General features: G+C 35.5%; 23 protein-coding genes. 6 read left to right on the plus strand and 17 right to left on the minus strand.

The window, feature by feature from the left end; all coding sequences use genetic code 11:
• The first annotated feature begins 43 nt into the window (after nt 1–43).
• Nucleotides 44–916 (plus strand): HAD family hydrolase, encoded by an 873-nt coding sequence (locus H9L01_RS09600; protein ID WP_187533733.1) that lies wholly within the window; start codon nt 44–46, stop codon nt 914–916.
• Nucleotides 917–946: 30 nt separating this feature from the next.
• Here H9L01_RS09600 and H9L01_RS09605 read toward each other — a convergent pair whose 3' ends face one another.
• The 9 genes from H9L01_RS09605 to H9L01_RS09645 all read right to left on the minus strand — a co-directional run bounded on the left by H9L01_RS09605 (nt 947) and on the right by H9L01_RS09645 (nt 9493).
• Nucleotides 947–1540 carry a hypothetical protein gene (locus tag H9L01_RS09605; protein ID WP_187533734.1) on the minus strand — a complete coding sequence of 198 codons (594 nt, stop codon included), beginning with the start codon at nt 1538–1540 and terminating at the stop codon, nt 947–949.
• Between the two features lie 21 nt (nt 1541–1561).
• Entirely contained in the window at nt 1562–2812 is a 1251-nt protein-coding gene (gene tyrS / locus H9L01_RS09610) for a tyrosine--tRNA ligase (RefSeq protein ID WP_187533735.1), read from the minus strand.
• Between the two features lie 11 nt (nt 2813–2823).
• Nucleotides 2824–4071: a citrate lyase holo-[acyl-carrier protein] synthase gene (locus H9L01_RS09615; protein WP_187533736.1), complete on the minus strand. Its 1248-nt coding sequence runs from the start codon at nt 4069–4071 to the stop codon at nt 2824–2826.
• 91 nt (nt 4072–4162) lie between these two features.
• Nucleotides 4163–5305 (minus strand): MFS transporter, encoded by a 1143-nt coding sequence (locus tag H9L01_RS09620; protein WP_187533737.1) that lies wholly within the window; start codon nt 5303–5305, stop codon nt 4163–4165.
• Nucleotides 5292–5840 carry a 5-formyltetrahydrofolate cyclo-ligase gene (locus H9L01_RS09625; protein ID WP_187533738.1) on the minus strand — a complete coding sequence of 183 codons (549 nt, stop codon included), beginning with the start codon at nt 5838–5840 and terminating at the stop codon, nt 5292–5294. Before H9L01_RS09625 ends, H9L01_RS09620 begins: the two co-directional genes overlap by 14 nt.
• 151 nt (nt 5841–5991) lie before the next feature.
• Nucleotides 5992–6702 carry an SGNH/GDSL hydrolase family protein gene (locus H9L01_RS09630; protein WP_187533739.1) on the minus strand — a complete coding sequence of 237 codons (711 nt, stop codon included), beginning with the start codon at nt 6700–6702 and terminating at the stop codon, nt 5992–5994.
• Nucleotides 6702–7373: a DUF6320 domain-containing protein gene (locus H9L01_RS09635; RefSeq protein ID WP_187533740.1), complete on the minus strand. Its 672-nt coding sequence runs from the start codon at nt 7371–7373 to the stop codon at nt 6702–6704. The genes H9L01_RS09630 and H9L01_RS09635 overlap by 1 nt, the downstream gene beginning before the upstream one ends.
• 1 nt (nt 7374) lies before the next feature.
• Complete coding sequence (locus H9L01_RS09640; RefSeq protein WP_187533741.1) at nt 7375–8622, minus strand: alcohol acetyltransferase; 1248 nt, start codon at nt 8620–8622, stop codon at nt 7375–7377.
• A gap of 85 nt (nt 8623–8707) precedes the next feature.
• The gene (locus H9L01_RS09645; protein ID WP_187533742.1) at nt 8708–9493 is read right to left on the minus strand and encodes a MerR family transcriptional regulator; all 786 of its coding nucleotides are present in this window, start codon (nt 9491–9493) and stop codon (nt 8708–8710) included.
• A 193-nt stretch (nt 9494–9686) separates the two neighbouring features.
• Between H9L01_RS09645 and H9L01_RS09650 the strand changes: the two genes are divergently transcribed.
• Both H9L01_RS09650 and H9L01_RS09655 read left to right on the plus strand, forming a co-directional pair.
• The gene (locus tag H9L01_RS09650) at nt 9687–9947 is read left to right on the plus strand and encodes an AbrB/MazE/SpoVT family DNA-binding domain-containing protein (RefSeq protein ID WP_187533743.1); all 261 of its coding nucleotides are present in this window, start codon (nt 9687–9689) and stop codon (nt 9945–9947) included.
• A complete protein-coding gene (locus tag H9L01_RS09655) occupies nt 9922–10251 on the plus strand; it encodes a type II toxin-antitoxin system RelE/ParE family toxin (protein ID WP_246449019.1) in 330 nt (109 codons plus the stop codon). Before H9L01_RS09650 ends, H9L01_RS09655 begins: the two co-directional genes overlap by 26 nt.
• A 72-nt stretch (nt 10252–10323) precedes the next feature.
• Here H9L01_RS09655 and sufB read toward each other — a convergent pair whose 3' ends face one another.
• The 5 genes from sufB to sufC are packed head-to-tail and all read right to left on the minus strand — an operon-like array spanning nt 10324 to nt 15012.
• Complete coding sequence (gene sufB, locus H9L01_RS09660) at nt 10324–11739, minus strand: Fe-S cluster assembly protein SufB (RefSeq protein ID WP_187535039.1); 1416 nt, start codon at nt 11737–11739, stop codon at nt 10324–10326.
• Nucleotides 11732–12172 (minus strand): Fe-S cluster assembly sulfur transfer protein SufU, encoded by a 441-nt coding sequence (sufU, locus tag H9L01_RS09665; protein WP_187533744.1) that lies wholly within the window; start codon nt 12170–12172, stop codon nt 11732–11734. The genes sufB and sufU overlap by 8 nt, the downstream gene beginning before the upstream one ends.
• Before the next feature lie 11 nt (nt 12173–12183).
• Nucleotides 12184–13395 (minus strand): aminotransferase class V-fold PLP-dependent enzyme, encoded by a 1212-nt coding sequence (locus H9L01_RS09670; protein ID WP_187533745.1) that lies wholly within the window; start codon nt 13393–13395, stop codon nt 12184–12186.
• Nucleotides 13383–14195, minus strand: coding sequence for a SufD family Fe-S cluster assembly protein (locus H9L01_RS09675; protein ID WP_187533746.1), 813 nt, complete (start codon nt 14193–14195; stop codon nt 13383–13385). Before H9L01_RS09675 ends, H9L01_RS09670 begins: the two co-directional genes overlap by 13 nt.
• Nucleotide 14196: 1 nt before the next feature.
• Nucleotides 14197–15012, minus strand: a complete 816-nt coding sequence (gene sufC, locus H9L01_RS09680; protein WP_187533747.1) for a Fe-S cluster assembly ATPase SufC — start codon at nt 15010–15012, stop codon at nt 14197–14199.
• A gap of 148 nt (nt 15013–15160) precedes the next feature.
• Here sufC and H9L01_RS09685 point away from each other — a divergent pair, with 148 nt between their 5' ends.
• The 3 genes from H9L01_RS09685 (at nt 15161) to H9L01_RS09695 (ending at nt 17486) form a co-directional block, all read left to right on the plus strand.
• The gene (locus H9L01_RS09685; protein ID WP_187533748.1) at nt 15161–16129 is read left to right on the plus strand and encodes a peptidylprolyl isomerase; all 969 of its coding nucleotides are present in this window, start codon (nt 15161–15163) and stop codon (nt 16127–16129) included.
• Nucleotides 16129–16995, plus strand: a complete 867-nt coding sequence (locus H9L01_RS09690) for a peptidylprolyl isomerase PrsA (protein WP_187533749.1) — start codon at nt 16129–16131, stop codon at nt 16993–16995. The genes H9L01_RS09685 and H9L01_RS09690 overlap by 1 nt, the downstream gene beginning before the upstream one ends.
• An 89-nt stretch (nt 16996–17084) precedes the next feature.
• Nucleotides 17085–17486, plus strand: a complete 402-nt coding sequence (locus tag H9L01_RS09695; RefSeq protein WP_187533750.1) for an HIT family protein — start codon at nt 17085–17087, stop codon at nt 17484–17486.
• Between the two features lie 42 nt (nt 17487–17528).
• Here the strand turns inward: H9L01_RS09695 and pnp are convergent, their stop codons facing one another.
• From pnp to H9L01_RS09710, 3 genes are all read right to left on the minus strand, one after another.
• The gene (gene pnp, locus H9L01_RS09700; RefSeq protein ID WP_187533751.1) at nt 17529–19694 is read right to left on the minus strand and encodes a polyribonucleotide nucleotidyltransferase; all 2166 of its coding nucleotides are present in this window, start codon (nt 19692–19694) and stop codon (nt 17529–17531) included.
• Nucleotides 19695–20276: 582 nt separating this feature from the next.
• Entirely contained in the window at nt 20277–20741 is a 465-nt protein-coding gene (locus tag H9L01_RS09705; protein WP_187533752.1) for a hypothetical protein, read from the minus strand.
• 15 nt (nt 20742–20756) lie between these two features.
• On the minus strand, nt 20757–22436 hold the full coding sequence (locus H9L01_RS09710) for a cadherin-like beta sandwich domain-containing protein (protein WP_187533753.1): 1680 nt from the start codon (nt 22434–22436) through the stop codon (nt 20757–20759).
• Nucleotides 22437–22449: the final 13 nt, after the last annotated feature.

Here is a 22449-nt window from a genome sequence, read left to right on the forward strand (position 1 = left end):
TAATTGTTTCAATTGTGGTAGAATATCAGTAACGGAGGGAATTATGAAAAGGAAAATAGAAGATCAACCTGTTATAGCAATTTGCTACGACTTTGATAAGACACTCACCCCAGATGATATGCAGGCTCAAGGCTTTATCCAATCAGTCGGATATGATGTTCAAGAATTTTGGAAAGAAACCAATGGCCTTGCACAAGATCATGATATGGATACCAACCTCGCTTACATGTTTCAGATGGTGAAACACTCAAGCCCATCTACCCCACTCACGAAAGAACTATTAATGGACTATGGTTCAAAGATAGAACTTTTCCCAGGTGTGGAAACATGGTTTGAACGAATTAACCAATATGGAAAAGAACATAACATTGTTATTGAACACTATATTATTTCTTCAGGGGTTAAAGAAATGATTGAGGGGACCGTTTTAGGTAAAAATAATGTCTTTAGAAAGATATATGCAAGTTCATTTTATTATGAAAATGGTCTTGCAGTATGGCCAGCACAAGCCATCAACTATACAAACAAAACACAATTCTTGTTTAGAATTGAGAAAGGTGTTTTAGATATTAATTCACCCAGTGTTAACGAAAAATACAAAGATGGTGAACATCGCGTTCCATTTAGGAATATTGTCTATATTGGTGATAGTGACACAGATATCCCTTGTATGAAACTTGTTAATGATAATGGAGGGCAATCCATTGCGGTTTATGATCCCATTAAACAGGATAAAACCAAATCCTACAATATGATGAGAGATAAGCGTATTCGTTACTTTAAGGCAGCCGACTATCGTGAAGATAGCGACCTAGATCAACTCATTAAGGCAATTATATTAAAAACAAGCTATCACGAACAATTGGAATATGAATTCCAAAAGAATCGTCTCGAAGCTTTAAACTCAAATAAATAAAGGACAACCCAATGGGTTGTCCTTTAACTTTTACTCTTCAACTGTTTCTTCCACAGTTTCTTCTGCAGGAGTTTCTTCCGTTGTTGTTTCAGGTTCTTCTGGAACAACTTCTGGTTTGGGTTCCTCATACTTAAGTGGAATCATTACAAATTCTTTATATGTTTCGATACGGTTAAAACTCTTCCATGTCACAAGTATCTTAAGATTAACTTCTGGATTGGTCGTTTGATCACGAACAAGTGAAATGCCATTTCCATACTTTGCATCTTCTCGAGCTTGATTCGGAATCATACTTACCTTATCTTCAAAAACTCCAGATGTCACCATCATTTCTTTATTAAGAGCTATATCTTTAGTATCTTCTACTACAATGATTGAAATATCATACATCGCTACCCTTGGGTTATCAATGATTACTTGATACTTATACGTACCGTCGCTTTCTTTTTCAATCTTAGCTCTTAGATCAAAGTGTTTTGATTTAGAAGCAAAATCATCATTATCTAATACTGATTGGTATAATGACTCATATTTATTCAATTTTTCTTGATGTAATTTGTCTTTTCCTGATGTACATCCTGTTAAAAGGATAGCAACCAAAATAAATAATCCGATTTTCTTCATAGGACACCTCTTCAAAAATTATTATAGCACATGATTAATAAGATGATATGTTTTCTTACCACGACGGATAACAGTAATTTCTTTACCGATTGCATTATCCTTGGTAATCATAAACTCTAAGTCTTTTACAACTTCTCCATTAACACGGATGGCGCCGCCTTGAATTAATTCGCGAGCTTCACGTTTACTGGATATAATTTTAGTATCAACGAGCATTTCGACAATGTTTTTATCTTCATTAACTTCAATGACGACATTGCCTGCAAATGCTTGTTTTAATTCAGATACTGATAGATTTTGAACATCTCCTGAAAAGAGTGCTTCAGTCATTCTCATTGCTGAGTCGAGACCTTCTTTACCGTGCACAAGCTCTGTAAGTTCTTTAGCAAGTTCTTTTTGAGCGAGACGAAGATGCGGTTCGTTTTTGAATGATGCTTCAATTTCCATGATTTCTTCGTATGATTTAAAGGACAAGCGTCTCATGAAATCCATGACATCTTCATCTGATGTATTAATGAAGAATTGGTAGAAAGTATAAGCATCTGTTCTTTCTGGATCAAGCCAGATATTTTGACCTTCACTCTTACCAAATTTTGTTCCGTCAGCCTTCATAATGAGGTGTGATGTAATACCATAAACTTCAACTTCGGATCCTTCAATCTTACGAATAAGGTCTGTTCCACTTACAAGGTTTCCCCACTGATCTGAACCACCAATTTGGAGTTCAACATTGTGTTCCTTGTAAAGATGAAGGAAGTCAATCGATTGTAGAATTGTATATGTAAATTCAGTAAATGAAATTCCCGTACTTAAGCGTTTCGCAATGGTATCTTTTGCAAGCATGTTGCTGACGCTAAAGTATTTACCGTAGTCTCTTAAAAAGTCTAATGTCGTCATTTCTCCGAGCCAATCACGGTTATTTAGAATTTTAACAGGGTTATTGTCTGATGATAAAACTGATTCGATTTGGTTTCCAATTCCTTTAACATTCTTTTGCAAATCTTCTTCTGTAAGCATTGAACGTTCTGTAGTCGGACGTGGATCCCCTATCATCCCTGTAGCACCCCCTACGAGCGCAATTGGATGATGTCCTTGCATTTGGTATCTCTTTAATAAAACGAGCTGTTGAAGATGCCCTACATGAAGTGAATCTGCCGTCGGATCAAACCCACAATACAATACTACTGGTGTTTCCAATCGTTTCTTCAAATTCTCAAAGTTAGTCACATCCTTGACTAATCCTCGCCATTTAAGCTCATCTAAAAAATCCATAAATCCTCCCTTTAATAATTTTGTGTATCAAATAACATTTTAATTTTTAAATAGTAACGTTGCATAATATCCAACATACATGTTACCGCAAGAAGCGTTGTCGCATCATGAGGATAAATATATCCTGAAGTACAGAATTTATCCAACTCCGGCCATTTATCTTCTTTAAAGATTAAATTCTTAGATAAGAACTGAACTTTAAGAAGTGCTTGTTCGCCATTATGTAATAAGATTGCCTGATCGTCATGACGACTCATAATATAAAGTTGTGTCGACATAATTGACTTGTTCTTTTGTAAGAATGGTACATATTGGTTAAAGACTTCACGCATTCCATTTTGCATGATTCCATAACGTTTTGGATCCTCTTTCAAGAGATCATGATGTTCGAATCCTTCAGCAAACTTCTTAATTTGTTTTGTAATATCTGCATAACCACGAGAATTAATAAATCCAAACATCACAATACTTGTCATGAATACAGTATACTGATACGACTGTTGATTTAAAACAGCACGTTGAATTTTACTTTGTACTTCTTCTTGGAAATGATAAATATCCAGAACACTGTTTGAATTTACTGAGAAGATGCGATGAACCTCATCTTTATAAGCACGAACCAAATGAATGAATTTTTCAAAGTTCATTTGATCATTGCTACCCTTATAGTTAGGACCATACATACCAAATCCTAATTGTTTGGTAAATGCAGAAACATAACCATAAACTAAGATATTAGAAAGTATCGTTTGTTTATCACCTTTAACAATATAACCTTCAACACGTTTTGTATAATTATCGATATACTTAGGATCTTCTACAATGTCATCCATTAATTCTTTTAACGGTGTCTTATAATACTCATCCAAACGTTCTGCATATCCAAGTGATGAGCGAGTCCATGCTTGATTTTTACAATAAACCTCTGCATCAATTGCGAATCCTAATGGATGATGATCTTCATAATGAATCATCGTATCCTTAATGCCTTTAGCATCTTCTTCTAATTTAATATAGAAGATTAAACCTTCAGCATCGAATGTATAGGACCACGATTCCATATTAAAACGCTCCCACAACTCAAAAAAGATTGTGAAGACCGCATATGAAACGACATTGCGTTGTCTATCATCACCCGCGAAAGAACCACCCAGTACAAGCAATGATCCATCTTGATCATCAATCATACTTTTCATGATACTTACTCGCTTTTGACGTAGTTCGCGAATAGATTCCGATGTTAATTGAACAATATTCATAGAATTACCTCTTTCAATATACTTATTCTAACAGAAAATATGCAAATACGATATGAATTATCACAAAGTATCTGAAAATACTGCTGAGTTTTTAATTTTGTGCCTGATATCGTTTCATTAGGATTATTGGAATGATCATGGTTGCTCCCATAACCATAATCGTGGATTTGACGCTCATGATTTCCATTAAGTAGCCTGAAAGGATTGGCGTCACGATTGCGGACAACCCAATCGTCATTGAAACAGCCACCATTTGACCCGATGAGCGCAAACGTGGTGGTACCTCACGATACACTAAATCTTTTTGAGTAATAAGAATTAATGGGAACGTAATGCATTGTAGTAAGGTAATCAGATAAACATGATATACCTCCGTAACCAATCCATAAAGCATGAAACGAATTAACATGACAATGGAAGCAAATAACATTAAATTACGGCCTTTATATTTAAGGAGTAACCTTCCACCCAAAAATAGAATTGGAAGTTCAATTAAAGCCTGAATAAACCATTTCACGCCAATAGATTGGGCATCGCCACCCAATTCAAGAATCAATTCTGTAACAGTGATGGAATCCGCATTATAAACAAAATAAGTAATGAAGTATACGACAATTAAGATGACATAATTTCGATTGGAAAAGAGTTCACCAATATCTGACAACTTAAGATTTGTCGTTTCAACTTTTGTCGCATCTTCAAGAAATAACGATAAGAATACAAGAATGATACTAAAGATTGCGGCAACAATCCCAACAATATCATAGCTATAGTTCACGATAAGATAACCGGTTAGAAGAGAACCCAATGCCCATCCTAAAGAACCTAGAGCACGAATCAAACCAAATTTATCAAATAAACCATCAACTTCTAAGACCCACGTTTCAAAAAAACTTCCTAAAACACGGATGAGGCCTCCTGAAAATCCAAGTAGAACCAAGTGAACCCAAAAGTTCTTAGCTTCAAAGTGGTAAAACAAATAGCCACTGGCTGCAAGCATGAGTGTAAAGAAAATAAAAAACTTCTTTATGGTTCCATAACGATCTGACAGATAGCCTGTAAGAATTTGTCCGAGCATTCCAACTATCGCAAAATATGCCAATAAGAAGCCTCGCTCTGAAGATGAGTACCCAACATGTGTTAGATAGGGTACAAACTGTGTATAGAGAAATGAGTGTGACCAAAAGACCACAAACATCACGACACTAAATTTAAATGTTTTACTTTTTAACATGAATTATCCCTTCATTTGTTACGATTGCATCCAAGGCTATATCGTGTCCTTCTTGAAACTCTATGGCAACCTCTTGGAAGTCATAGGCAATACCAATTTTATAAGGATTAATATCCTTGAGGTATGTATCGTAATAACCTTTACCATAACCCACACGATATCCGCTTCGATTAAATGCAAGAAGTGGCACAATCATAAAATCAATACAATCAGGGTTTGTTAATGCCCTAGTAATCGGTTCATGGACTCCAAAGTGTCCCGGTTCCAATTGTGTTAGGCTTTCAATTTCGTAAAAATTCATCACGCTTCCCTCAATTTTCGGAACCGAAACTCTAATTTTTGAATCAAGGAGTGTTTGAATTAAGTGATGGGTGTCGACTTCATCATTAAACGATACATAGATTCCGACATGACGTGCAGTTTTTAACACACCCAAACATGTCTCATAAATCACGCTTTGATAGCGTAGCGCTTCTTCACTCGACAGATTCGATCTTTTTCGTAACATTTCCTTTGCGATATCCTTTTTATGCATGTCTTTCACTCCTAACACTAATTGCTTCTATTCTACCAAATAATGAACGCAATAGGTATTAATTTTGGAGCTTTTTATATGACACTTAAAACAAAAGGATGATTCTTAAATTCATCCCTTTAATCAACACTGCTTTTATGCAGATTTTGGTTTATTGTTTCGTATATTTTATTATCTGATTCGCTATTAATCGATGGCCCTTTTTATTTGGGTGAACCCCATCTATCTTCAGACATGGTTTAAAGTTTAACGTTTGATCCATCATTGGCACAAACTGAAGCTCATGGTTTTGAGCGTAAGTCTGAAGTAAGTTTTCGATAGTGATAAGATGTTCGCGATTCATATCATAGTTATAGACATCTTGGTTGTGGACTTTATAAATAGGTGGTGGCCCTATCAGTACAATTTTGCATTGTGGGCTGGTGCGACGAACTTGATTTAGGAGTTCTTCCAAATCGCTAATAAACTGATCCTCCCCATGCCATACATCATTCTTAGAGTCATTTGTTCCCAGTTGAATGAATACCATTTGATACTTGTGTTTGACAGCTTTTTCCCAGTTAACATAATCCATAATACTGCGCGGATTGTTTCGACTCAAAGTCGCACCATTAACGGTCAGACCATAAAGTATAAAACTGTCTTTATAAGCTTCTTTAAGAATGTTTCGATACAAGTGCTTCTTGCGACACATTGCAAGCATACCAAAGCCAATGCTATCACTAATCAACAACGCATTGCTTTGAGTATCATCAACAGATGGGAAGGGATGCACATAATCCATGTAGTAATAAATAATAACTTTGTATGATATCCAACCAAGGACCACTGCTATCACAACGCCTATTAGTATTGGTATCATTAGCGGTGCAACCTCTTACTTACTTCAAGTCTAAAGTTAGAATAAGATATGGATATCATGATAATCACAATAAGGATTGCTCCTGTTAAAGCTGCGACGCTTGGCCATATTACTGGAGATCCATGAATCAAACAAACGACAATTGGAAAAAGATTTAATCCTATCATTATTAAGACATCTGATATTTTATCTTGATATTTGTCTCGATTGAGTAAAAGACTCATCATACAAAGTACCGATACCATCGTTCCCATAAGCGGGAAAATAAATACTATCGACCATCCTATAAAACCATTCATAACATCAATAACAATACACATCACAACAAAGAATACATAGTTATTAATGATGCGACGCCCAAACTTTTTATGTTTATTAAACGTATCAAATAGAAATACGTTGGCGTACAAGCAACTTACAACGACAATAGGACTCCAATAGAATGAATTCACATGAAGCGTTAGTAAGTTCACAACTACCGCTACAATCGAAATAAAGGCCATAAGAAGCCGGGATACTTTTCGAATGTTGAAGGCTTGTTGATTAGGGTTTTCTTGGTACTCTATATATTGAAAGGGACTTTCGCCTTTTTCACCGACAGAGTGACCACATAAGGGGCAACATTCATGATTATCATAAACGTCAACCTGACAATGTTGGCATGTTTTCATACTATTCTTGACTCCATTCATTGGCATAAACCGAAACATTGAGGTCATAATTCTGGGATAACAATCTAAAGAATCTCCGAATCACGGCATTATCGGTATTTCTGTTAATAAACGATACTGTCATTTGATTGCCATACGTAATAACACCACAATTAATCGGACTTTTTTTCGTTGGATACAAAAGTGCCTCCATTCCAAGAATGTGTGCTTTCATTGGATCCGGCATATCAACAATTCCAATATTTGATAACGTGACTGTTTTCGTATTTTCTCCCAAGAAGAAAGAACCCAAACTGATAATTCTATTTTTTAATGCTAAAGGAACAAACGCAGCTCCTGGTATTTTTTCATAAGCAACATTATTGGTAATAATACTTTGTAATGAGTTCGGACTTAATTCAAACTGAAGTTGTTCTTTAACCGATTCAATGACTTCTTCTGAAGTTAATGTTTCTTCCCAGACAACACCAATATTTGCTACCCCGAAGAAATTACTGAGCGTTTTTGAATCAAAATGCTTTCGTAGATTCACAGGTATCGAAACAACAATGGGTTTGCCTTTACTTTGATCGGTTTCAATCGCAATGGCTTCAATCAGAGTTGCAGTTAATAAAGTTGTAATGGACACACCCAAGCTTTTCGAAAGCTTATGAATTTCGTCGACCTTTAAATGACCATGGATTGCTCCATTACCACCATTAGCATAAGGATATCCTTGGATATGATAAGCAAACGGAAGTTTCTTCTTCACATTAAAATGAGGTCGATAATTTTTCAGGTAACTATCTTCATAGTCATTACGGTTTAAGGAATCGGTAGTGCGAACTTTCCCTTGTGCATCATCACCTTCTAAGTAGAAGAAAACCAGCGACTTAAGAAATTCTGTAGCACCTGTTCCATCCGTTAAGGTATGAAAGACCTCAACCGATATTCTATTATTACCATATAAAATTCGTATTAAATCCCTGCTGTATTCAAAATCAAAAGGTTTACAAGGATAGTCACATTCTAGTGAGACTTGAATGGGTTCATCTAAAGAATTGAGATAATTCCAAAACAACCCTTTTCGAAGCTCAACCATATACATCGGATAGCATTCAAAAACTTTCATTGAGGCATTTTGTAACTGATCACCGTCAATTGTTTGATCTAAAATCATACTGACACGAAATACAGAAGAATTTTTTGAGTTCGCAACTGCTGGAAACAGGTTTGCGGAGTTATCAAGTTTATACCATGAATTTTTCATTAGAGACACCTATATATAACCTTTAATATCGTAAAGATAAGTATATACATTTGTGTTACACCAATGTCAAGAACTCACGATTAGTTCACATTGCTTTCCCACTATATACTTGTACCAGATACTGCCACTTCAAGATTCCAACTACCATAACCTCTTGAATCACAATTTTACTCTTATAATTATAATCGCGTCTCACCTTCTCTACAAGGTATTGAGTTACTTGATCGACCGTATCAGGATTGCTCTCCATACAAAGATAGATACCACTAGGCACCACAACAAGAGGTATGGTTTCATCATAACGTTCACACACTGTAAAGAGTTTCGTTTCGTTTTTATTTAAGTAGAGACCAGCGATATTTTCAAATTTAAATTTATCACTAAAATCCGGACCCAACTGTGCATAAAAACTTGCATGATAGTTTTCAAGATTGTTTAAATTTGGAACATCATCTGTATCAGATAAAAGCAAGACTCTCTTTGGATAGTTTATTTCAATGGCTTGATCTGCTCTAACATATTTCTTAGCCTTCTCTATAAAGTCCGCTTTAGCACGACTTATCTTTTCTCGACTCTCATTTAAAAGTTTGATTTTCTCTTCTGCCTTAGCCTCTGCCTCGTTCATGAATGCAATAACATCATTAAAATTATCATATTCCAGCACTTCTTTAATCCGTGCTAACGATATATCCATTTGTTGAAGAGACAGTATCGCCGTGAGTATTACCAAGTCTTGATCTGAATAATAGCGATATCGCGTTTCAGAATCAGTTTTAGACGGAACTAAGATTCCAATACGATCATAATGACGTAATGTTTCAGTTGTAATTCCTGCTTTTTTGGCAGTTTCACCTATGGTATAAAACTTCATCTGTATCACGTCCTTTTCTTTTTATAATCGTAACATGATGCACTTTATCTCACAATAAAAGATTAGGAAGTTCGAAAGTAATCTTTATTTCATATTAGTAAAGGTGGGATACTAATGTAAATAAGTTTTAAGCCAATTTCAATATTGTACTTGGTTATAACTTATGTTATAACCAGGTTAAAGAGGTGATTTCATGGCAACAATTAAGGTACGTAAAATTGGAAATTCAATGGGAATTATTTTACCCAAAGAAAGCGGGTTGCAAATTGGCGATAATTTAAGCTTTAGGAAAGAAGGGAAAAAATTGATCTTTGATACTGAAAATGTAGAAATAGAACATGATAAGAAACTCATTGAAGAAAGTTTTAGAGATTTCTCCAATAACAATACACTGCATGAAAAGGATATGAAACGTAAATTTTCAAAGTATGGTTGGAATACAGATGAATTATGACTTAATCTTTTCTGAAAATTTTGTTTTGAATCTCGAAAAATTAATCTACCATTGGGAGTCCGAATTGGGATTTTCTAATGAGGAAATTAGTAAATTTGTGACGTCAATTGGAACATCACTAAAACTACTAAGAAAAGTTCCTGAAATGCACGAGGAAGTTTCTAAAATATATCATTTCGCAATACCTACATATAGAATCTTAATTGGAAAACAGTATGCAATCTTTTATCGGGTCGATCATAAGACTAAACAAGTACATATTGGATCACTATTTAGCCAAAAACAGATGAGAGTTCATTTCTAAAAGTAGCATACGCTACTTTTTTATAAAAACAAACACTAAATACAAATATGTACTTAGTGTTTATTGAAAAGATTACCCAACAGAGCCTTCCATTTCCATCTTCATGAGTTGATTTAATTCAACAGCATATTCCATAGGAAGCTCACGTGTAAACGGTTCTAAAAATCCGAGGATAATTGTCTCCGAAGCTTGTTCTTCCGAAAGTCCACGACTCATAAGATAGAAAAGTTCTTCTTCTGATATTTTTGATACCCGTGCCTCATGTTCAATAATTGAAGCATTGGTTTCCACAATGTTAACCGGCATTGTATCACTCATTGAGAGTTGATCTAAAATTAAAGTATCACACTCAATCTTAGTTTTCGCATTTGTTGCATTCTTATCATGATGCACCACGCCTCGATAGTTAACGACGCCACCATTACGAGATACTGATTTTGAAATAATGGTACTTTGAGTATTAGGTGCTTTATGAATCATTTTAGCTCCCGCATCTTGCCATTGGTTCTTACTTGCTACAGCAATCGAAATTGTCATTCCTTTTGCATAAGGGCCATTAAGAATACAAGATGGGTATTTCATTGTTTTATAGGCACCAATGTTTCCATCAATCCATTCCATAATACCATGTGCTTCTACCATTGAACGTTTCGTTACCAGGTTATAGACATTGCCCGACCAGTTTTGAATGGTTGTGTAACGGCATTTTGCGTTCTCATGAACGAAGATTTCAACAACAGCTGCATGCATGGAGTTCTTAGAATAGATTGGTGCTGTACATCCTTCAACGTAGTGAACGTCTGCCCCTTCATCAACAATAATTAAAGTTCTTTCAAACTGCCCCATTTGTTCGGCATTAATTCTAAAGTAGGACTGGAGTGGTTTATCAAGAACAACACCTTTAGGAACATAAATAAAGGATCCCCCTGACCAGACCGCTGTATTAAGCGCAGCAAACTTATTATCATTATAAGGAACAAGTGTATTAAAGTATTTCTTGACGATTTCAGGATAATCTCTCAATCCTGTATCCATATCAAAGAATAAGATCCCCTTATCTTCAACTTCCTTCAACATGCTTGCATAAACAACTTCAGAATCATATTGTGTAGCAACTCCGGATAAATATTTTGCTTCTGCTTCTGGAATCCCTAATCTCTCAAATGTATTCCGAATGTCTTCGGGAACATCTTCCCAGTTTGTTTCTGCACGTTCACTTGCACGTAAGTAATAAATATACTCATCGAAGTTTACACCACTAAGATCTGCTCCCCATTCTGGCATTGGCATAGCTTCAAAAGCATGAAATGCTTTTAAACGTAACTCCAACATCCATTCCGGTTCTTGTTTGATTCGAGATATTTCACGAACCACATTTTCATTCAGTCCTTTATCAAATTCAACGACCGCTTGAACGTTATCATGAAACCCATATTGATATTCTTCATTGGGTAAACGATCGCGATCGGTTATCTTATCATCACACATCGGATTCATGTCCCTCCTCAATTATCTTCACAGCACCACGCCAGCCTAAAGTCGCACAGGTAATACGATTGGCTTGACGTCCAACATTTTTAAAAGCAACTGCCTCTTGCAAGAGCTCCTCATTATAAGATTCAAGATGAACCATACGATTAAACTCAGCAATGATTGCTTCTGCTTCTTCAATTGTTTTTCCTTTTAAGAGCTCAGTCATGATTGAAGCTGATGATGTTGCAATAGTACAGGCTTGACCATCAAAGCAAATGTCTTCAATAACATCGTTTACAATTTTCACTTGAATTGTAAGGTCATCAATACATGAATCAGTACTAACTCTTGCATGAGGGTAGTCTGCTTCTGTTCTTTTATTTCTTGGATTTTCATAGTGATCCATAATTATTTGTCTTAAAAATTGGGGATCATCAAAATAATTCATATTATCCCTCCTTATATATAGAGATCAATGCATTTCTCAAGCGTAATGGTACGCATTGCCTCTAAGAATTGTTGAATCTCAGCTTCTGTATTATAGAAATACAGAGATAAACGAATACTTTTTTCTGCATGGAGGACACCATTTAACATCTTGGCACAATGTTCTCCAGATCTTACATATACTTTTTCTTTATTTAAATAGGCTGCGACATCTTGAGCAAAGATGCCATCGACACTAAAGGATACAATCGCAGAATCCGATTCGGGGTTATAGACCTTTACATGTTCCATTTCAAGTAAGCCATCAATCACTTTTTTATGAAGTGGATCAACAATTTCATGAATGTTAGCCATGCCCAGATCATTTAAATAATCTAAAGCTGCACCAAATCCGATAACACCTTCGATATTAGGCGTCCCAGCTTCAAATTTTGCAGGAGCCTCTTTTAAGACAACTTCACCACAAGCATTAAAACGAACATTTGATCCACCACCATGGGCAATCGGATTCATTACTTTAAGCAGTTCTGGTTTTCCGTAAAGAACTCCCACACCTGTAGGACCTAACATTTTATGAGCAGAGAATGCGTAGAAATCGACATCTAATTCATTCACATCAACAGGCATATGCCCAATGGATTGCGCACCGTCAACACACAACACTGCCCCAAACTCATGAACAATTTGACCGATATGTTTTATATCATTAATATAACCCAAAACATTTGATATATGTGCGATTGATACGACCTTTACATCATCATGCATTGCGTTTCGCAGTGCAGTCTCCGTGATTCTTCCATTAGAATCTAATTTAATGAATTCAACTTTAATTCCAATATCTTGTGCTAAGGAATACCAAGGTAACGTATTAGAAGCATGTTCAGATTCGTTCAGTAATACAACGTCGCCCGCTTTCAAACAAGTCTTACCATAACCATAGGCCACTAAGTTTAAGCTCTCACTCGCACCGGAAGTAAACACAATGTTTTTTGCTTCGGTATTAATGAATTGTGCTGTTTTTTGTCGTGCAGACTCATATTTCTGACTGGTGATTAATGATGTTTCGTAATCACCACGATGAATGTTTGAACTTAAGTTTTCATAATAGTCCGTTACGGCATCAATCACGCACTTTGGTTTAAGTGTGGTTGCGGCATTATCAAAATAAGCGATATCTGGATGTTTAACAATAAATGGAAAATCATCTCTTATTCTTGCCATTGGTTATTCACCTTCTCCATAATTTCTTGTACCAGTGTTTCTTTGATACCTTCATCGTCTATTGCATCAACAATAGGCATGAGATATCCGGTAATGATTAATTTTAATGCATCAAGACGCGTTAAACCACGAGACTGAAGATAATAGACTTGCTCTTCATCAGGTTGCCCTACAGATGCAGCATGTGATGCCGCAACATCATTTTCATCAATCAATAACATTGGGTAGACCATACCATGTACATTCTCCCCTAAGTTCATTATCCGACTCATTTGATGGGTTTCGGAACCACTGTTTCCTTTTGAAATGCTTCCAATAATTTCAAGTTTCAACCGTGCATTATCTAAAACAATGGCATTACAAGTTACCATTGCATAACTCTTCTTAGCTTGATGATCTGCAAGGATTTTCCAATCAAGGGTATCAAAAGCAACAACAGCCCCTCTAAAATCAACATGAGAACCGAGCCCACAATATTCAATATGTGTTTCTTTCTTATGATTTCCCAGTGACATCTCACCATAGTTCGCAACAAAATGTGCATTTTCATTCATGATAATATGTTCTTTAACATGTAACACTTCGTTACTATGGTTAATCCATAGATACTTCCAATTACTATTTTCACCAACATGAATATCTAATGTCATGCTTCCTGAACCTAAAACTTCTAAATAGAGTGTTCCTTGTGTGTTAGGAAGAATTTGAAGTGTTACTGCGATATCATCACGAACATTCACTTGAAAGTGATTTAAGCCTTCACTAAGACTTAGTGTTTGTGTTTGATCTATATTTCGCATCTTATTTACCTACACGATCACGAATTGCACACGATTCTAAAGCGATTCGTTGTTTGTATTCCTTCTCTGTCTCGGCAGGTTTCGCATCAATCCAATCATAACCATCTTGGTCAATCTTAGTAACAAGAGATGCATCGGATGACAATACAATCTTTCCATCCATCATGACATGTGTATGTGTTGGACGGATAAGTTCAAAGAATCTCTCATAGTGACTCACAATGATTAAACCCATTTTACGTTTGTCTTGTTCTTCTTTTAAGACACGTGCTACAAGACCTAAAGCATCAATATCAAGTCCTGAGTCAATTTCATCAAGCATTGCGAATCGTGGTTCAAGAAGAATCATCTGTAAAATTTCATTGCGTTTCTTCTCACCGCCACTAAAGCCTTCATTTAAGAAGCGGTGTGCAAGATCCTCTTTCATTTTCAAACGCTCAACACCGGTTTCCATTGATTTAACAAACTCAAACAATCCAATGGGTGAGTCACGACGTGCATTCATTGCAGATTTCATAAAATCTGAATTAGTAACACCAGAAACTTCTTGTGGATATTGCATTCCTAAAAATAGTCCCAACTTACTTCGTTCATCAACTTCAAGCTCTAAAACATTGATATCATCAATCATGACAGATCCTTCTGTTATCTCGTAACGTGGGTGTCCCATAATAGCTGAAAGCAAGGTAGATTTTCCATTACCATTAGGTCCCATGATAGCATGAATTTCATTTTCATTTACCACGAGATCAACACCTTTCAAGATTTTTTTACCTTCAATTTCTACGTGAAGATTTTCAATTTTTAACTGTGCCATTTTTCTTCGTTTCCTCTCTGATAATCGTGAATTCATTATAACACAAGATAATTTTGTTTACCTCAGTAACTCGGTGCAAAATACACTGATATTATTGCAATGGGTTTCTAAATAACCTATAATTAATAAGATACAAAGGAGGAATCTAATGATTGACAATTTAAAAAAATATTGGTTTGTCATCGTTATTGGATTAGTTTTCATTGTTGGAATCGGATATTATAGCTCTCAACAAATGAATTCGGTTTTAAAAGGTAAAAAAGTCGACGGTAAACATGTCGTATCAGAAATTTCAGGTGTTAATTATTTAGCTGATGACTTATATACTGATGTAGTAAAACAAAACGGGAATGGCGAACTTTATAAGTTGTTTGAAAAAGAAGTAATTTCTTCAGTTCCAACAACGGATGAAGCAAAAGAATATGGTGAAAAACAAGCTAAAGCTTTAAAATCCCAATTCGCAGAAACAGGTAGCAAAGGATTAAAAGAAGTAGAAAACTATCTTAAATCAATGGGCTACAAAGATATTAACGAATTAAATATTTTCTTTGAAAATATGCATAAACGTGATAAATTAGTTTTTGATTTTGCAAGTGAAAACGAAGCAGAATATATCACACCGTTCTTAACACAAAATAAACCACGTATCGTGAAACACATTCTTGTGAAGATGGAAGATCCTGCAAACCCAACTGAAGCTGAACAAGCTAAGATGGATGAAGTTATTGCATCACTGAATGCAGGCGAAACATTCGACAAAGTTGCATCTGCAAAATCAGATGACACAAACTCCGCACTTCAAGGTGGACTTGTAGGTTATGTCGATGTATCCAATACACAATTAGTTCAAGAATTTAAAGATGCTGCAGTTGCTGCAGAAAATGGCGTTGTAACTGACTGGGTTCAAACAAACTTTGGTCGTCACTTAATCTTAGTTGATACAAGCATTGATAGCTTGAAAGCAAATGATGATTTCGTAGCTGCATTTGAAAATGCAAATCCTACTGTTGGATACAAAGCAGTTTGGAAACACGCACAAACCCTTGATATTAAATATAAAGATGACGCAACAAAACAAAGTCTCTTAGATTTCATGGGCATTAAGGAGGCAGAATAATGAAGAAAATATTAGCTGTTTTACTTACATTAATAATGCTAACCGGTTGCTCGACAGATGCAAATGCTAAGATTTCTAACTCAGGAGAACTTGTTAATGTAAATGGTAAGTCCATTTCAGATAATGATGTCTTCGGATTAATCAAGAATGCATATGGTACACAAAAAGTATTACAACAATCACAAAGTCAACTTGTAGAAACTATTTCAGATGAAGAAGTTGATGGTGAAGGCCGCAAGATGTTGGAAGAATATAAGAAAACATTCGGCGATGAATTTGAAAAACTATACCAACAAATTGGTTATGAAACTGAGGAAGCATACTACAAAGATAATATTCTTGCTCAATTAAAAATGGTTAAACTCTTAAAGAATGAAATGGAAGCTGATTTCGATACACTCGTAGCTGAAAACAGCCCTCGCAAGATGAGCATCCTTCAAGTAGATAATGCTGACGATGCAGCTAAGGCTCGCGAACGTATTGCTGCTGGTGAATCAATGCAGACAGTTGCTCTCGATTATCCGAAAGCAGGTTCAACATTTAGTGGTGTTGAACAAATCTACCTTGTAAAAGGTACAGAGTTCCCTGCAGTAGTTTCTCAATTTATTAAAGAAAATGATGTTCCTGTATTAAGTGATGTCCTAGCTGTTGATGGTGAAAACGAATCACTCAAAACAAACTACATTGTTCAACTTGTAGAAACTGATGCAAAAAACATGAAAGAAGAAGTTCTTGATACCTTTGCTAAGAACCAAACAATGAATAATAAATACCTAGCAAAACTATTCCAAAAGAACAACTTCAAAGTTTATGATCGTCAAATTTTTGACCAAGTAACAGAAAAATATCCTGACTATCTTAAATAATTAAAACCTCCTTCTCGGAGGTTTTTTCTTTTACTGATGTGATATTTGATGACTGTGTTGTATAATATTGACATAAGAAGGAGAATGATATGAAAACATTATTTGAAAAGATTGCAGATCGAGAAATACCTGGAAAAATCATATGGGAAGATACTGATGTCATCGCCTTTCTAGACATCTCACAAGCTACAAAAGGACATACGCTTGTCGTACCTAAGAAAGCAACAGAATCAGTCTTAACAGCCCCTGCTGAAGTTGTAAGCAAAGTTAACTTAGTAGCCCAAAGACTCGCAAAAGATCTTGTAGAGATATTTGGAGCAGAAGGCGTCAATATCATTACTAATGCTGGTGAAACATCTGGACAAACTGTTCCCCATTACCATGTCCACATAATTCCACGTTATGCTAAAGACGAATTCAAGTTTGTACCACAACCCAATGAAATTGATATCGAAGAAGTTTACGAAACTATTATTAATACTATTAAATAATATAAACAAAGGTTCCCATCAAATGATGAGAACCTCTTTTATTTATTTTTCTTCAGGAGTAGCAGGTTTTGCTTCTTCTGTTTTTACTTCTTCTTTTTTAACTTCTGGTTTAGGTAGCAATGCTTTACGAGAAACATTGATTCGACCACGATCATCAATTTCAGTTACTTTAACTTCAATGACATCACCTAGTTTTAGTACATCTTCAACTTTTTCTACACGTTCATGTGCAATCTTGGAAACATGGAGTAATCCATCTGTAGTTCCCCATAGATTTACGAATGCTCCGAATTTTTCGATACGAACAACTTTAGCCTTGTAGATTTCCCCCACTTTAGCTTCCTTAACAATTCCTTCAATGATAGTTTTCGCTTTGTTGATAGCTACTAGATCAGTATGGTAAATTACAACACGACCATCGTCTTCAATATCAATCTTTACATTGTCACAGTCTTCAATGATTTGGTTAATTACCTTACCACCTTGACCAATAACATCACGAATCTTATCTGGAGCAATTTGTAATTGAGCAATCTTAGGAGCATATTCACCTACAGTATCACGTGGTTCAGAGATTACAGCATCCATTGCTGTCATCATTTCTGCACGACCTACTTTAGCTTGAGCAAGTGCTTCACGAAGAATTTGTTCACTTAAACCTTTAATTTTAATATCCATTTGAAGTGCTGTGATACCTTGTTTAGTACCAGCAACTTTAAAGTCCATATCTCCAAAGTGATCTTCCATACCTTGAATATCAGTAAGGATTGTATAGTCATCACCATATTGAACAAGACCCATAGCAATACCACTTACTGCAGCTTTCACAGGAACCCCTGCAGCCATCATAGCGATTGATCCTGCACAAATTGAAGCTTGTGAGGAAGAACCATTTGACTCAAGAACTTCAGCAACAAGTCGAATTGTATAAGGGAATTCTTCAAAACTTGGTAATACATATGATAGCGCACGTTCACCTAAAGCACCGTGACCAATTTCACGACGTCCTGGAGCTCCCATACGTCCTGTTTCCCCTACTGAATATGGAGGGAAGTTATAGTGGTGTAAGAATCGTTTTGATTCTACTTCTGTTAAGTCATCAATAATTTGAGTATCGCCGGTTGCACCTAATGTACAGACTGATAATACTTGAGTTTCACCACGAGTAAATAAACCACTACCGTGTACACGTTTCAATAAGTCGATTTGTACATCCAATGGACGAACTTCATCAACTTTACGTCCATCAGGACGAATCTTTTCAATTGAAATTAAACGACGAACTTCATCAGCAACAATACTGTGTGTGTATTCTTTTACAAATTTTACAGCTTTATTCTTATCAGCTTCTGTTTCGTATTCCTTAGCTTCAAAGTGATCTGCAGCTTTTTCTTCAAGAACATCAATTGATTCATAGCGTTCTAGTTTCTTTTCGATTGCGACTGCTTTTCTAAGTTCAACACCAACAAGTTCTTCAATTTCGTTTTTGATTTCTTCTGGAATTTCATAAAGTGATACTTCCATCTTTTCTTTTGCTACTTCTTTAGCAATCTCAATTTGGAAGTCACATAGTTCTTGAATGTAACGGTGTCCAAACATCATAGCTTCTAAGAATTCTTCTTCAGAAACTTCTTCAGCACCCGCTTCAACCATATTGATAGCATCTTTAGTTCCCGCAACAATTAAATGCATACGTGAACGTTCTTGTTCTTCAATAGTTGGGTTAATGATATATTCTCCATCAATTAATCCAACAACTACACCAGCAATTGGTCCTTCAAATGGTACATCTGAAATACAAAGTGCTAGAGAAGCTCCAAACATTGCAGCCATATCTGGCGCACAATCTTGATCAACAGATAAAACTGTATTCACAACTTGAACTTCATTTCTAAATCCTTCTGCAAATAAAGGACGAATCGTTCTATCAATCAAACGTGACGTTAAAGTTGCATGTTCGCTTGGACGACCCTCTCTACGTAAAAATCCGCCTGGAATCTTTCCAACAGCGTATAGTTTTTCTTCATAAGTTACTGTTAACGGGAAGAAATCGATATCTTTAGCTTTCTTACTTGCAGTTGCAGCAGATAGAACTGCTGTATCTTCATAACGTACAAGAACTGATCCTCCAGCTTGTTTCGCAATTTCCCCAGTTTCAACGCTTAGACTTCTGCCACAGAAATCTAAATTAAATACTCTCTTACTCATAGGTTCACCTCAAATGTTCTGTACCAATTTTAACATATATTTCACATCTTTCCCATTAAAAGTAATAAAGTGCTTTTACTTTGGTTTCATATCTAAATCAAATACGTAAACTCAATGTAGATAGTGGACCAGTAGTCTTTGCAAAACGTACATCTATATACACTCAAAAACATCTTTAACTGATGATCCGTGGGTAACGATTCCACTAGTACTACTATCCTCGTCTTATGGAATTTCTTCACGCAATCATGTGCGATTGCCCAATCCATCATAGTCATGTGTAATATATTTACCATAGTTATTGGCTATATCTGTGAGTTGATTTGAAGCATCGCCCCCATAAATCTCTTTTAGACTATTTGAATATGCTTTATCATACTCATAGAGGCGTGTTTGTTGTTTACCGTCATTACATTCAGAATAATTGAAAATATAATAACAAGAATAGAAAAAACTCCACTACAGCTTAGTGTGGAGTTTTGAGTGATAATCAATCATATTGCACTGTATCGACTATATAAGTTTGACACTTAAACATATCAAATCGTGCTAGATTAAATTAGTATTTAGTAATTCATTAAATTATTCACTTGGCTGTGTTTCAAAACCACAATCAAGTTCTGCTTTAACAGTATAGTCTTTTTTACCAAATGGATCTTTTGGATAAATAACAGCACGGGTATTATTGATATCACATGCTGTTTTTGTTTCTTGATTAATGAATGATTCTACGATCGTTGCATTCTTACCGTTGTCATAACGACTTAGGTTATCAAGATTGATTTTAATGCCACTTTCTGTAAAACGATTGAAGAAATCTTTAGCATCGGCTTCATCCATGTTTGCACTAACATTATCAAAGTAGAAGTTTTCATAAAAATCTGCTCCCATTTCTGTTAGTTTTGTTTCAAGAACTTTAGGTCCTTCTTTAGGTTTTAATTGAGTAAAAATTAAATAGCCAACAAGAATTACTAATACTACTCCCGTAGCAATAAGAATTCCCTTCGTTTTATTAAATCCTTTTTTCTTTTGTATTTCGTTTTCCATTTTTCCCTCTAATTTCTAGATCTTCTCATCGTGTTGGGATTTTTCGTAGACAATCGTTTTTGGTTTTTTGCGAGTCATAATAAATACTACCGCAAGAATGAGTATCCAGATTGTACCGACACCTGCCCATAAGACACTATGATCCAATTTAAATCCAGTTGATTCTGATTCACGAATAACTTCGATTACATAAGTATTCATAATACCATCGGCATTACTTGCATGAATCTTAATGTAGTTGATGCCTTCTCTTAGTGTATTGTTTGCAGCGATGTTGATATTGGTATTCGCATCTTTCGGTGCTGCAGTAACAGCAAGATGATTAACATCATGCTCCACAATCATGTTATAAAAGAATACATCTTCTTTAAATCCTGGATTTAGTGCATACCCTCCAACAGAAATCGATGATAAGTAAGCACTACTTTCTGTTTCGCTACGATTAACGTTAATTGTAATGTCACGTTTTTCGCCACTTGGAGAAGTCACAGTAATCGTAATTTGATTGGCACCAAATGTCAATGATTCGTGACCCGTAATATTAACAGATGCATTTTGATCTTCAGGTGTTACTTTTAGATTTAAACGATCCGTATTTTTACCTACGTTGGCATGATACTCATTAACATCATGGCTTAAGTTAGGTTGTAGTGATATCCCTTCAATAGTACTGATGTAATTATTGACAGAGTTATTGTTGATGATTGTTGTATTTCCGTTTGAATCTTTACCTGTTTCAGACGTTGGTTTATCCGTATCTGGTTTGGGCTTTTCTTCTTTATCACCCGGAGTTGGTTTCTCTTCCGGCTTAGGATCGGGTTTTTCTTCAGGTTTTGGATCTGGCTTTTCGCCACCAGGATTTTCTTCTTTATCCTTATCCTTCTTTGTTACCACAACTGTATATGTTTTTTGAGTCCCATCTTCTGCTTCAACGACAATCTTAATAATGTTCTCACCTGGCTTAAGTTCATGACTTCCAGTTCCAGAAATAACTTTAGAGTGTTCATCTACTGGTAAAGCACTAATATCAATCGTATTGGTATTTTCACCAACCTCTAGTTTATAATCCAAAGTATTTTCATTGAATTTAGGATTTAACTCTAATTTAGTATCACCATCTTTAATGATTAGCTCTTTAAGTTGATTATTCGAAGATTCTTCTGGATTACTTTTATCTACAATATTAAGAACACTTTCCTTTGTAGATGCATCCAGTTCATTGAATTGTGTATCTGCAACTGCAGCATTTTTAATTGCAATTTTTGTTGCGCCCGAAGGTGCACTCTCTAAGATTTCAACTTCAATCTCAAATGCTACTATATCTTCTTTTTGTGCAATATTAGGTGGGTTATCATCATAACCAACAAACTTAATTTCTCCAGATGTTGGAGCGGTAGAAAACGCCCAACCTGATATTTTATTTTTTGCCTCTATAAATGTGAGGACACTGGGATCATACTGAAATGTTCCTGAGTACCCTTCAACACCATTTTTAAATGCCTGAACCTCTGATAGTTTAACTTGAAGATGGACACGTTCACCGCGTGTCACATCTTTTTGTTCGGGTTCAATAATTAACTTAGGTGTGGTAGCAGAAAGAGGAATTACTAATTGCAAAACAAGCATTGATAAAATCATCAGTAAAACGACGATTCCACGAATCAAAGTTGTTTGATTTCTCATTGTTTTTTTCATCTTTTGCCTCTAT

This window comes from Erysipelothrix inopinata (assembly GCF_014396165.1).
In the GTDB taxonomy this organism is placed as follows: Bacteria; Bacillota_I; Bacilli_A; order Erysipelotrichales; family Erysipelotrichaceae; genus Erysipelothrix; species Erysipelothrix inopinata.

Bases quoted from the DNA above. Each gene is read 5' to 3' on its own strand.
- sufU (WP_187533744.1), bottom strand. From the start codon at position 12,172: ATGAATTATTTTGATGATCCCCAATTTTTAAGACAAATAATTATGGAT.
- tyrS (WP_187533735.1), bottom strand. From the start codon at position 2,812: ATGGATTTTTTAGATGAGCTTAAATGGCGAGGATTAGTCAAGGATGTG.
- H9L01_RS09670 (WP_187533745.1), bottom strand. From the start codon at position 13,395: ATGGCAAGAATAAGAGATGATTTTCCATTTATTGTTAAACATCCAGAT.
- H9L01_RS09635 (WP_187533740.1), bottom strand. From the start codon at position 7,373: ATGAAAACATGCCAACATTGTCAGGTTGACGTTTATGATAATCATGAA.
- pnp (WP_187533751.1), bottom strand. From the start codon at position 19,694: ATGAGTAAGAGAGTATTTAATTTAGATTTCTGTGGCAGAAGTCTAAGC.
- H9L01_RS09630 (WP_187533739.1), bottom strand. From the start codon at position 6,702: ATGATACCAATACTAATAGGCGTTGTGATAGCAGTGGTCCTTGGTTGG.
- H9L01_RS09685 (WP_187533748.1), top strand. From the start codon at position 15,161: ATGATTGACAATTTAAAAAAATATTGGTTTGTCATCGTTATTGGATTA.
- H9L01_RS09710 (WP_187533753.1), bottom strand. From the start codon at position 22,436: ATGAAAAAAACAATGAGAAATCAAACAACTTTGATTCGTGGAATCGTC.
- sufB (WP_187535039.1), bottom strand. From the start codon at position 11,739: ATGTGTGATGATAAGATAACCGATCGCGATCGTTTACCCAATGAAGAA.
- H9L01_RS09615 (WP_187533736.1), bottom strand. From the start codon at position 4,071: ATGAATATTGTTCAATTAACATCGGAATCTATTCGCGAACTACGTCAA.
- H9L01_RS09655 (WP_246449019.1), top strand. From the start codon at position 9,922: ATGGTTGGAATACAGATGAATTATGACTTAATCTTTTCTGAAAATTTT.
- H9L01_RS09605 (WP_187533734.1), bottom strand. From the start codon at position 1,540: ATGAAGAAAATCGGATTATTTATTTTGGTTGCTATCCTTTTAACAGGA.
- H9L01_RS09600 (WP_187533733.1), top strand. From the start codon at position 44: ATGAAAAGGAAAATAGAAGATCAACCTGTTATAGCAATTTGCTACGAC.
- H9L01_RS09675 (WP_187533746.1), bottom strand. From the start codon at position 14,195: ATGCGAAATATAGATCAAACACAAACACTAAGTCTTAGTGAAGGCTTA.
- H9L01_RS09620 (WP_187533737.1), bottom strand. From the start codon at position 5,305: ATGTTAAAAAGTAAAACATTTAAATTTAGTGTCGTGATGTTTGTGGTC.
- sufC (WP_187533747.1), bottom strand. From the start codon at position 15,012: ATGGCACAGTTAAAAATTGAAAATCTTCACGTAGAAATTGAAGGTAAA.
- H9L01_RS09695 (WP_187533750.1), top strand. From the start codon at position 17,085: ATGAAAACATTATTTGAAAAGATTGCAGATCGAGAAATACCTGGAAAA.
- H9L01_RS09645 (WP_187533742.1), bottom strand. From the start codon at position 9,493: ATGAAGTTTTATACCATAGGTGAAACTGCCAAAAAAGCAGGAATTACA.
- H9L01_RS09625 (WP_187533738.1), bottom strand. From the start codon at position 5,840: ATGCATAAAAAGGATATCGCAAAGGAAATGTTACGAAAAAGATCGAAT.
- H9L01_RS09690 (WP_187533749.1), top strand. From the start codon at position 16,129: ATGAAGAAAATATTAGCTGTTTTACTTACATTAATAATGCTAACCGGT.
- H9L01_RS09650 (WP_187533743.1), top strand. From the start codon at position 9,687: ATGGCAACAATTAAGGTACGTAAAATTGGAAATTCAATGGGAATTATT.
- H9L01_RS09705 (WP_187533752.1), bottom strand. From the start codon at position 20,741: ATGGAAAACGAAATACAAAAGAAAAAAGGATTTAATAAAACGAAGGGA.
- H9L01_RS09640 (WP_187533741.1), bottom strand. From the start codon at position 8,622: ATGAAAAATTCATGGTATAAACTTGATAACTCCGCAAACCTGTTTCCA.